Consider the following 8,994-nt stretch of genomic DNA (forward strand, 5'->3'; position numbering starts at 1 on the left):
GTTTATATAAGCGTTACAATGAATATGGAGCCTTTTGGCTCCATATTTACTCAAGTACGGTTGTGAAGTTTGTGTGGAAAGAGTTGAGTATAAACCTGCCATAAAATGTTCAAGTTCCTGTGCCCTGTTACCTGTGCTACCTCTTCGATTGAGTACCCTTTTTCAAATAACCTACTCGCTCCCTCTCTGCGTAAGTCGTGATACCTCAAATCTTCAATACCTAATTCGTTTCGTACTCGCTGAAAGCCTGCACTGACACTTCGTGAATTGTATGGAAAAATCAGATCACCTTTATTTGGTTGCTTGAGTGCGATCTCGAATGATTCACCAAGTAACGGAACAATCATGTGATTGCCCTCTTTCTTCCTTGGGTCTTTTCTGTCTCTAACGAGTATCGTTTTATGTTCTTGGTTGAGGTCTTCCCAACGCAACTTGCAGACTTCGCCAATACGCATACAAGTAAGAATGCTGAACTCTAGAATGTCAGTGAATGGGATTCGAGTTGTACCGTTTGGCCGGAAAGATTCTCGTAGTTCTAATCCAAGCTTCAAGATTTTCAGTTCTTCAGAAGTCGGGCGGCGTGTTCGTTTCTGACTCTTACCGACTAACCCCATATCAATCAGAACAGGGACGGCTTCATCAAATATCTGGTGATTGGTGTCGATGTTGAAGACAGGCTTAGACTTTTTCATTACAGAGCGCAGGTAAGCGATATCATGATAAATCGTTGCGGGTTTGGCTCCTGTGCCTCTTCTATTCTTACAGTGCTCGATTAAGTCGCTAGTTTTTAGCTGATTACTCTCAACTTGGGCGATGTCGCAATCCCTAAGCATCTTAATAACGTAGCGTTTTGTTCGACCTGTATTGTCCCAAAGGTCACGCTCTGCCATGAACAAATCGAGGAGTACCGAAAGGGGGACCGTTTTTGGCTGATTGAGTACCCCTTGAGCTTCTAATTCAGCTACCCTTTTTTTACCGAAAGCTTTAGCGAGTGCTTTCTTTTTTAGAGTTTTGCTTTCCCTGTGTATAATGCGCGAATTCTTTTTAACGATGATTGTTACCTTGAACCTTGGTTCACCGCTTTTTAGCTTTCTGGTCTCGATGGTATAACTTGCCATTGTCCAACTCCTAAAGGGGTACTTGAGGGGTACTACAGGAAGTAATTCCGTTTAATTCTAGGTAATTCACTGTATGTTTGTACAGTATTAATTGAGACTGAATCATGACAAACACTAATAAAACCAGTAAATACGCTAGTAACCGACTTTCTGTTGCACCCATGCTCGATTGGACTGACCGCCACTGTCGTTACTTTCACCGTTTGCTCTCTCAGCAGACTCTTCTGTACACGGAAATGGTAACAACAGGCGCGATCTTACACGGTAAGGGCGATTTCCTAGAATACAGTGAGCAAGAGCATCCACTGGCTCTTCAACTTGGTGGTTCAAATCCAGTTGATCTTGCGGCTTGTGCCAAGCTTGCAGCTGAGCGTGGTTATGATGAAGTAAACCTTAACGTAGGTTGCCCTTCAGACCGAGTGCAAAACGGTCGCTTTGGTGCGTGCTTAATGGCAGAGCCAGAGCTAGTAGCAGACTGTGTATCAGCAATGAAAGAAGTCACTGATATTCCAATCACTGTGAAAACTCGCATTGGTATCGATGACCAAGACTCTTATGAGTTTCTGACGAAGTTTATCTCAACGGTTTCTGAAAAGGGTGGTTGTGAGCAATTCACTATTCACGCACGTAAAGCGTGGTTGAGTGGTCTTAGCCCGAAAGAGAACCGTGAGATCCCACCTTTGAATTATGATCGTGCTTACCAGATCAAGAAAGACTTCTCAGATCTAGTGATCGCAGTAAACGGTGGCATCACCACATTAGAGCAGACAAAAGAGCATCTTCAGCACCTGGATGGCGTGATGATCGGTCGCGAGGCTTACCATAGCCCATTTATTCTGGCGGAAGTGGATCAACAGATCTTCGGCTTAGATACGCCAATCAAGAAACGCTCACAAGTCGTCGAAGAGATGTACCCGTACATCGAGCGTGAGCTTTCAAAGGGTGCAAGCCTAGGGCACATTTCTCGTCATATGCTTGGCCTTTTCCAAAGCATGCCGGGTGCAAGACAATGGCGTCGCTACATTAGCGAAAATGCGCATAAGAAAGGCGCGGGTATCGAAGTCATGCAGACGGCATTGGCTAAGATTCCTAAAGAGCTGAACGTATAGGTTAAATTCGCCACTAAAGGCTAAATTTACCACTTGGATTTACTTGAAAAGCCGTACATGAGAATGTGCGGCTTTTTATTTGACTGATAAATAAGGGTTTTATTGATTTTGCCGACTTGGTACAGAAGCTGCAATATTAGAAATTAGGAAAGATAGGTCATTAACTCACTAGGGAGACCATTATGTTTGAATTAATCTTTGTTCTTATTTTCGTTGCTACGCTTCTTGTGACAGGCATTACCTTTATGACGGTATTAGCGGCAACAGGAGTTGCATTAGCCGTAATGTTGCTGCTTGGTATGATGAGTGTGGTGTTTAAATTACTGCCTTGGTTGATTGTGATTGCAATCGGTGTGTGGTTTTTCAAAAACTTTGTACATAGCTCGAGTCAGAGACGCTACTAAAGTCATGACACCGTCAAATATCGGCTTGCTGTCGGTTTATCGTTTTAGTCTTTAAGATGTGTGGTAGAATTTTCCCCAATAATCTATGAATGTGCATACACTTAGCACAACGATATGGAATTGGAGCTATCTCAAATGAATAAAATGCCATTAATTGCTTTAGTGGGAATGCTATCTTTAAGTTCAGCGGTATCTGCTGAGGAAGAGTTTTCTTACACGGCTAAAGTCGGTGCCGATATGTGGTGGGGAAGTACCAAGCTAAATGAAGTGAGACAAGACGAAGACTCTAACTCTCCTTCTGTGTATTTCGCATTTGAGCATAATGCCCCAATGCTGCCAAATGCTAGCTTCCGTTATACGTCTATTGATACGGATGCATTGGCTTTTGATAAGTACGACTACACATTCTACTACACCTTGCTAGAGCACAAGTTGATGAACTTCGATGCGGGTCTGACGTTTACTCAGTACTCAAACTCGAATTACATTGAACCTCAAAAAGGAACTCAAGCAAGCTTCGATGAATTTACTTGGAGCTTCTACGGTAACGCAGAGATCAACGTTCCTGACACCAACTTCGATATCATTGGTACCATGGAATTCGGTGATAGCAGTGGTATTAAGAGCACAGATTTGATGGCGGGTGTTCAGTACCGAATCCCAGTATCAGAGTCTGAAATTGCCTTGCGTGGTGGTTACCGTGTTATCGACTTAGACTCAGATGAGTTCTTTGATTCTGAGCTAGGTAAAAACTTTGTCATGGTAGATGGTTGGTTTGCTGGCGCAGAAGTACGATTCTAAGTCGACCCTAAAGAACATCTAAAACCAATTTTAAGAACGCCGCTTTATTAAGTGGCGTTTTTTTATATCTGTTGATTATATCTTTCTGGAATTAGTTAGCACATTCATCACTTTCGACCATCCTTATACAGGAAGCTGATTAACGTCTATTCTTATAAGGTCTATGTTGTTGGGTCAGAACAAGGGATGGAATATGACACTCAATGAATTACGCAATTTATATCGAGAAAATTTGTTAGTAGAAGCCATCATAGAGCCCTCAATACAAGAAGGGTCTTGGGTTGTGGAGTTTCGCCATATGGGGGGCGGCTTTGTTCTGCTTACTGATGTCCACGGTGAGGAGTGCCATTATGCAGATTTAGACCTAGCATCTAAGTCGGCAATGGCGGTCGGTTTTCAACAAGTTCGTATTGAAAACCAGTAGCTAATTTACCCATTCAATCGCTTTTTACTTCCAAAAAGTTATAAAACATACTTTTCTATTCTTTCTTGTTATTAAAAGGAGTGGTTAATCTATCGTCACGCAATGATTAGGGATGTCGTGACCATGTCTTTAAATAAGAAAGAGTCTTCACAAAATAACAATGCACAGTCTGGGACGAACGAGCTACCTGGATTAGCTGCACCGCTTAATGACCAACAACTGGGTCATCTTCAACAAACTGTTTCCGAATTATCTTCTCAACAATTGGCATGGGTTAGTGGTTACTTATGGGGTGTGAGCCAAGCTCAACCTGTGGGCGCAGCCGCACCGATTACTCAAGCAGCTGCGGCGGTTGCTGCAAAACCTGCTGGCAAGCTCAGCATTATCTTTGCTTCTCAAACCGGTAATGCCAAAGGTGTCGCTGAATCACTAGAAGCAGAAGCAAAAGCCCTAGGTATCGCCGTCGAGCTTTTCGATGCCAGTGATTACAAAGGCAAGAACCTAGCTAAAGAGACGCACGTTATTTTCGTGGCTTCAACTAATGGTGAGGGTGAAGCGCCAGATAACGCGATTGAACTGCACGAATTCCTACAATCAAAGAAAGCGCCAAAGCTATCAAACTTACAATATGGTGTGATTGGTCTGGGTGACTCAAGCTACGAGTTTTTCTGCCAAACAGCGAAAGACTTCGATAACTTCCTAGCTAAGCTTGGTGCAAAATCATTTGTTGACCGTCTTGATTGTGACGTAGATTACGAAGCGGCAGCAACCGAGTGGCGCGCTAAAGCTCTATCACAAGTACAAGAAACACTTTCGACGGGCGCTGAGGCCGAGGTAGTTCAATTACCAGTAGGTCAAGCTGCTGCCGATCATTCACAGTACACCAAGCAAAACCCATACACTGCAACATTGCTAACAAGTCAAAAGATCACAGGTCGAGATTCGGGTAAAGACGTTCGTCATATCGAGATTGATCTGGATGAGTCCGGTATTACTTATCAACCGGGTGACGCACTGGGTGTGTGGTATGAAAACAGTTCAGAATTAGCGAATCAGATTCTTGCTAAAGTTGGGCTCTCTGGTATCGAGAGCGTAGATGTGGATGGTGAAAACCTCTCTATTCATAGTGCTCTAGTGAGTAAGTTCGAGATAACGGCTTCAAACCCTCAACTTGTGACTAAGTTTGCTGAGCTATCTGGTAGCAAGAAACTGTTAAAGCTGGTGGAAGATAAAGACAAGCTTCGTGAATACGCGGGCAACACGCAAATTGTTGATGTATTAGCTGAGAAGAAAACCAAACTATCGGCTGATGAGCTTTTAGGTCTGTTGCGTAAGCTTACACCGCGTCTTTACTCAATCGCATCGAGCCAAGCTGAAGTGGATGAAGAAGTTCACCTAACGGTTGGTCTGGTCGAATACCAAAAAGGTGAAGAGTCTCGTTTAGGTGGAGCATCAAGTTTCCTAGCTCAGCGTTTAGAGGAAGGTGGTGAAGTGAAGGTGTTCGTAGAGAACAACAATAACTTTAAGCTACCACAAGACGACAATACTCCAATCATTATGGTCGGTCCGGGTACTGGCATCGCACCATTCCGCAGCTTTGTTCAAGAGCGCGAAAACACAGATGCTCAAGGTAAGAGCTGGTTATTCTTTGGCGACCGTACCTTTACTCAAGACTTCCTATACCAAGTTGAATGGCAGAAGTACCTCAAATCTGGTGCGCTAACTAAGCTAGATGTTGCTTTTAGCCGCGACCAAAAAGAGAAAGTGTATGTGCAAGACCGCTTAATCGAGCAGGCGGAGCAAGTATGGCAATGGCTACAAGAAGGCGCGTATTTTTATGTGTGTGGTGATGCGACTCGAATGGCGAAAGACGTACATGAAGCACTAGTTACGATTGCTGAAAAACAGGGCAATCAAAGCCGCGAACAGGCTGAGCAATATATTCATGATTTACGTAAAGCGAAACGTTACCAAAGGGATGTGTACTAATGAGCAAGCAAGTAATAGAGCAAGAAGTGCTAGGCCAAGTACTTGGTCCGTTGGCTGACAATGAGCGTCTAAAGCGTGAGAGTAATAACCTGCGCGGTACGATCGAGCAAGACTTACAAGATCGTATCACTGGCGGCTTTACAGCAGATAACTTTCAACTGATTCGTTTCCACGGCATGTACCAACAAGACGACCGTGATATTCGTAACGAACGTGCTAAGCAAAAGCTAGAGCCTCTGCATAACGTCATGCTCCGTGCGCGTATGCCTGGTGGCATCATTACTCCTAAGCAGTGGTTAGCAATAGATAAGTTTGCAGATGAAAGTACGTCTTATGGTTCAATCCGTTTAACGACTCGTCAAACGTTTCAGTTTCACGGCGTGTTAAAGCCAAATATCAAGCTGATGCACCAAACGTTAAATAGCATTGGTATTGATTCAATTGCTACTGCGGGTGATGTAAACCGAAATGTTCTGTGTACGACAAACCCTGTTGAATCTGAACTTCACCAAGAAGCCTATGAGTGGGCGAAGAAGATCAGTGAACACCTACTTCCTAAAACTCGTGCTTACGCCGAGATCTGGCTTGATGGCGAGAAATTAGAAACAACCGATGATGAGCCAATCCTAGGTAATAATTATCTACCGCGTAAATTCAAGACAACAGTTGTGATCCCACCACAAAATGATGTCGATGTTCACGCTAACGATCTTAACTTTGTTGCGATTGCTAAAGACGGAAAGCTGGTGGGCTTTAACGTGTTAGTCGGTGGTGGTTTAGCAATGACGCACGGTGATACTTCTACTTATGCTCGAAAAGCTGATGACTTTGGTTTTGTGCCACTAGAAAATACGTTAGATGTTGCGGCAGCGGTTGTTACCACACAGCGTGATTGGGGTAATCGTTCAAACCGTAAGAATGCAAAAACTAAGTACACACTAGACCGTGTAGGCATTGATGTGTTCAAAGCGGAAGTTGAAAAGCGTGCGGGTGTTAAGTTTTCGGAAAGCCGCCCTTATGAATTCACGGAGCGTGGCGACCGTATCGGCTGGGTTGAAGGCATTGATGGTAAGCATCACTTAGCGCTGTTTATTGAAAATGGTCGCTTGCTTGATTTCCCTGGGAAAGCACTGAAAACTGGTGTTGCAGAAATTGCTAAGATCCACAAAGGCGATTTCCGTATGACTGCAAACCAAAACTTAATTGTTGCTGGTGTCCCTAAGAGCCAGAAGGCAAAAATTGAGAAGTTAGCTCGTCAATATGGTCTGATGGATGACGCGGTAAGTGAACAACGCAAGAACTCGATGGCGTGTGTAGCATTCCCTACATGTCCTTTAGCAATGGCAGAAGCCGAACGTTTTCTTCCTGAGTTTGTTACCGATGTTGAAGGTATCCTTAAGAAACATGGTTTGCCAGAAGACGATAACATCATCCTTCGTGTAACAGGGTGTCCAAATGGCTGTGGCCGTGCAATGTTGGCTGAACTTGGTTTAGTAGGCAAAGCACCAGGTCGTTACAATATGCATTTAGGTGGCAACAAAGCCGGCACTCGTATTCCTAAGATGTATAAAGAGAACATCACATCAGCTCAAATCTTAGAAGAGATTGATTCGCTGGTGGGCCGTTGGGCTGCAGAACGAGAAGAGAACGAAGGGTTCGGTGATTTCACAATCCGAGCTGGCATCATCCAAGAGGTGATCATTTCAAAGAGGGATCTGCATGCATAATTCTGTCGCTTCAAAATTGAAGTTAGCAGAACTGCTCGCACTGACCAAGACGGAGCAGGTACTTCGTCTTGGACAGATTAACGCAGAGTTAGAACAGCTAACTGCTTTAGAAAGAGTGAAATGGGCACTAGAAAACTTAGAAGGAACACATGTTGTGTCTTCAAGTTTTGGAATCCAAGCAGCACTCATGCTGCACTTAGTCACTCAGGCAAAGCCGGATATTCCGGTTATTCTTACCGATACCGGGTACCTATTTCCAGAAACCTATCGTTTTATAGATGAGTTAAGCCAGAAGCTCACCTTAAACCTACAAGTATTTCGTGCTCAGCAAAGCCCTAATTGGCAAGAAGCGCAATATGGGAAACTGTGGGAACAAGGACTAGAGGGTATCGAAAAGTACAACAAGCTAAATAAAGTCGAACCGATGAGAAGGGCGTTAGATGAACTTGAGGCTGGTACTTGGTTCTCCGGGTTGAGAAGAGAGCAGTCCCAATCACGTGCAAACTTGGCAATCTTATCTATCCAAAATGGTGTGTTTAAGTTCTTACCTATAATCGATTGGACCAACAAAGATGTTCACTACTATTTAGAAGAGCACGGTTTGAGTTACCACCCGCTTCGAGAGCAGGGCTACCTTTCAGTTGGAGATACACATACAACTAAGAAGTGGGAGCCAGGTATGACAGAAGAAGAAACCCGCTTTAACGGGTTAAAGCGAGAATGTGGGCTTCATGAGGACGATGGCGAACAATATGGCTCTGGTATTTAGGTTCATTGCTGATTAAAAAGCTGCTTTAGGGCAGCTTTTTTGCTTTTCTGGGGGCAAAAAAACAACCCCTGTGGATAACTCTGTGATTAGTTTGTAGGTACTTTGTAGTTAAACTTGCATAAATAGGGTCTTGGTGGTTTATCCATCATGTAAGCCTTGTTTTTGCATTTTTCTTAAATAAACACTTGCCAATGTGAGCGACATCTCTATAATGCCGCCTCACTGACACGGCAGACGCCATAAGGCTTCAGCAAAGAATGTTGGTTAGGCAACTGGCTTCAAGCGATTATTCGCTTCTACTTTTAGAAAGTAGAAATTAATTTTCAAAAGTGTTTGACACTGAAGATTAAGTCGCTAGAATAGCCGCCTCTTCCGAAGTGATGTAAGTCACAACGAAGAGAAGTTCTTTAACAATTTAAACCTATCAATCTGTGTGGGCACTCGTTGATGAATATCAAAAAATGAAACTCCGGTTTCAACTTGATTTCAATGAACTGAGTGACCAATCGATAATTTATTATCGGCACAGTCAATTCATTATCATTCTGTTGGAATGATAATAGCTTTAAAATTACACAGTAGTTTTGAAGTCAGTATTCGTTGAGTCACAAAATCTTAAATTGAAGAGTTTGATCATGGCTCAGATTGAACGC

Annotated in this window: 8 protein-coding genes; 7 read left to right on the plus strand and 1 reads right to left on the minus strand. The window is 43.4% G+C overall.

The annotated features are described in order from the left end of the window. Nucleotides 1-50: 50 nt before the first annotated feature. A complete protein-coding gene (locus L1D55_RS11885) occupies nt 51-1,118 on the minus strand; it encodes a site-specific integrase (protein WP_239917555.1) in 1,068 nt (355 codons plus the stop codon). Nucleotides 1,119-1,222: 104 nt separating this feature from the next. On the opposite strand from L1D55_RS11885, the gene dusA reads away from it, so the two are divergent. From dusA to L1D55_RS11920, 7 genes are all read left to right on the plus strand, one after another. Beyond that, the gene (dusA, locus tag L1D55_RS11890; protein ID WP_239917556.1) at nt 1,223-2,227 is read left to right on the plus strand and encodes a tRNA dihydrouridine(20/20a) synthase DusA; all 1,005 of its coding nucleotides are present in this window, start codon (nt 1,223-1,225) and stop codon (nt 2,225-2,227) included. A 182-nt stretch (nt 2,228-2,409) separates the two neighbouring features. Beyond that, the gene (gene pspG, locus L1D55_RS11895; RefSeq protein ID WP_004741265.1) at nt 2,410-2,631 is read left to right on the plus strand and encodes an envelope stress response protein PspG; all 222 of its coding nucleotides are present in this window, start codon (nt 2,410-2,412) and stop codon (nt 2,629-2,631) included. A gap of 135 nt (nt 2,632-2,766) precedes the next feature. Continuing rightward, nucleotides 2,767-3,432: a TIGR04219 family outer membrane beta-barrel protein gene (locus L1D55_RS11900; RefSeq protein WP_105025776.1), complete on the plus strand. Its 666-nt coding sequence runs from the start codon at nt 2,767-2,769 to the stop codon at nt 3,430-3,432. 193 nt (nt 3,433-3,625) lie between these two features. Further along, complete coding sequence (locus tag L1D55_RS11905; protein ID WP_004735813.1) at nt 3,626-3,856, plus strand: hypothetical protein; 231 nt, start codon at nt 3,626-3,628, stop codon at nt 3,854-3,856. Nucleotides 3,857-3,979: 123 nt separating this feature from the next. Further along, nucleotides 3,980-5,845 carry an assimilatory sulfite reductase (NADPH) flavoprotein subunit gene (locus tag L1D55_RS11910; RefSeq protein ID WP_239917557.1) on the plus strand — a complete coding sequence of 622 codons (1,866 nt, stop codon included), beginning with the start codon at nt 3,980-3,982 and terminating at the stop codon, nt 5,843-5,845. Continuing rightward, nucleotides 5,845-7,572 carry an assimilatory sulfite reductase (NADPH) hemoprotein subunit gene (gene cysI, locus L1D55_RS11915; RefSeq protein ID WP_239917558.1) on the plus strand — a complete coding sequence of 576 codons (1,728 nt, stop codon included), beginning with the start codon at nt 5,845-5,847 and terminating at the stop codon, nt 7,570-7,572. Before L1D55_RS11910 ends, cysI begins: the two co-directional genes overlap by 1 nt. After that, entirely contained in the window at nt 7,565-8,341 is a 777-nt protein-coding gene (locus L1D55_RS11920; protein ID WP_061034294.1) for a phosphoadenylyl-sulfate reductase, read from the plus strand. The genes cysI and L1D55_RS11920 overlap by 8 nt, the downstream gene beginning before the upstream one ends. Nucleotides 8,342-8,994 lie beyond the last annotated feature (653 nt).

The sequence above is a fragment of the Vibrio sp. Isolate22 genome, from assembly GCF_022398115.1.
Classification (GTDB): Bacteria; Pseudomonadota; Gammaproteobacteria; order Enterobacterales; family Vibrionaceae; genus Vibrio.

Excerpts from the sequence above, each read along its gene's own strand:
- L1D55_RS11920 (WP_061034294.1), top strand. The coding sequence starts at position 7,565 with ATGCATAATTCTGTCGCTTCAAAATTGAAGTTAGCAGAACTGCTCGCA.
- L1D55_RS11910 (WP_239917557.1), top strand. The coding sequence starts at position 3,980 with ATGTCTTTAAATAAGAAAGAGTCTTCACAAAATAACAATGCACAGTCT.
- pspG (WP_004741265.1), top strand. The coding sequence starts at position 2,410 with ATGTTTGAATTAATCTTTGTTCTTATTTTCGTTGCTACGCTTCTTGTG.
- dusA (WP_239917556.1), top strand. The coding sequence starts at position 1,223 with ATGACAAACACTAATAAAACCAGTAAATACGCTAGTAACCGACTTTCT.
- L1D55_RS11900 (WP_105025776.1), top strand. The coding sequence starts at position 2,767 with ATGAATAAAATGCCATTAATTGCTTTAGTGGGAATGCTATCTTTAAGT.
- L1D55_RS11885 (WP_239917555.1), bottom strand. The coding sequence starts at position 1,118 with ATGGCAAGTTATACCATCGAGACCAGAAAGCTAAAAAGCGGTGAACCA.
- cysI (WP_239917558.1), top strand. The coding sequence starts at position 5,845 with ATGAGCAAGCAAGTAATAGAGCAAGAAGTGCTAGGCCAAGTACTTGGT.
- L1D55_RS11905 (WP_004735813.1), top strand. The coding sequence starts at position 3,626 with ATGACACTCAATGAATTACGCAATTTATATCGAGAAAATTTGTTAGTA.